Origin of the sequence: Bacillus sp. 7884-1 (genome assembly GCF_002272245.1) — a bacterium.
GTDB lineage: Bacteria > Bacillota > Bacilli > Bacillales > Cytobacillaceae > Neobacillus.
In genome coordinates, this window is record NZ_NPDD01000210.1 from 1 (window position 1) to 1,301 (window position 1,301).

The 1,301-nt window shown below is 35.5% G+C and carries 2 protein-coding genes; both read right to left on the reverse strand.

The window, feature by feature from the left end:
- Positions 1 to 461 precede the first annotated feature (461 nt).
- Positions 462 to 998: a tyrosine-type recombinase/integrase gene (locus tag CHI06_RS31170; RefSeq protein ID WP_095250922.1), complete on the reverse strand. Its 537-nt coding sequence runs from the start codon at positions 996 to 998 to the stop codon at positions 462 to 464.
- A complete protein-coding gene (locus tag CHI06_RS23125; RefSeq protein WP_095250923.1) occupies positions 905 to 1,213 on the reverse strand; it encodes a hypothetical protein in 309 nt (102 codons plus the stop codon). The genes CHI06_RS31170 and CHI06_RS23125 overlap by 94 nt, the downstream gene beginning before the upstream one ends.
- Between the last annotated feature and the right edge of the window lie 88 nt (positions 1,214 to 1,301).

Below are 1,301 nucleotides of genomic sequence, written 5' to 3' on the forward strand. Positions count from 1 at the left end.
ATTATCTTAAAGAGACGTCATTTCGATGAAACGACTTGGAGAGGATAATGAATTTAAATCCCAGATGGTGAAAGATTTTATACATCGATTAAAAATAAATATGACATAATCTAGCTGATATGTTTCCCCTAACAGCCCATGTGGAATGTGTGAACAACCGTAAAAGCCTACCTGCCTGAAATTGCTAACATTTTGCTAACGCAATCCAATGAAAAACGGTAAATTCAAGTTAAAGATGTTACAGACAAAAATAAGTAAAATCTTGATATACCGCATTTATGGCACACAGCGTTAAAGAAATTACACACTCTCATCTTACGGGCGGTATGATGTAATTAGGGATTTATAACCCTGTTATATCAACTGTTTGAAAGGTTTAACGATAAACTTGTCCGCAAGTTTGTCCGCTTAAACCAACAAAAGAAAACTAAAGTTAATGGAGAAGACCTTTCATCAGTTTGCTAAACTGTTGGGAGGTCTTTTCTTTCGTGCTTTGGGTAACGTGAGTATATAATAACTGTTGTTGTTTTTGGATCCGTATGACCAAGCTGTTCCAATACTTCTTTGATAGTTGCACCAGCTTCAAACATTAATGATGCATAAGTATGTCGGAAAGAGTGAGGTGTAATATTTTTTTTAATCTCTGCTTTTTTCAGCAAACGGTGAAGCCTGGTTTCAATAACTTTTCTTAATTGTGGATGCCCATCATCCCGAGCAAAAATGAATCCATTATCTTGGTATATGGGTTTGTTTTTCAGTTTTATTTCCCTTTGCTTAATCTCATGTTTTTTCAGTATCTTTATCAGTGTTTCATCGATCTCGATAGTACGTTTTGATCCCGTTGTTTTCGGTGTGAGTAGGTGATACTTTTTAAAATTATTGGTGGGATTGTATAGTGTTTTGGTTATGCGTAAAGTCCCTTGTTTAGCGTTAAAATCAGCCCATTTAGAGCTAATAATTCGCCTATTCTTAAACCGGTATAGGACAGTACAGTAAATACTAAATGATCCATTTCAAGCCCATCAGATTGGGTTAATTTAAGAAAATACGCTTGCTCTTCTTTTTCCAAAAAGTTAATGTCCTCTTCCTCTAACTCCTCTACAGTTTTTTGCCTATTTGGCAGTTTATAATCTTCAGTAGGATTAATTTTTATTAACCCTTGGACTACAGCTTTCTTAAAAATCATTCTTCCGTAAGCATGAATACCGTCCATATAATTGTGGCTATACTTCTCGTTTACTCCAGGATCCTCTCCTCGTACGTTTTCTTAGTAATACGGCTGATAGGAAAAGGTCCCCAGA

What these genes read in the sequence shown, in the direction of transcription:
- CHI06_RS23125 (WP_095250923.1), bottom strand. Translation starts at nt 1,213, where the DNA reads ATGGACGGTATTCATGCTTACGGAAGAATGATTTTTAAGAAAGCTGTA.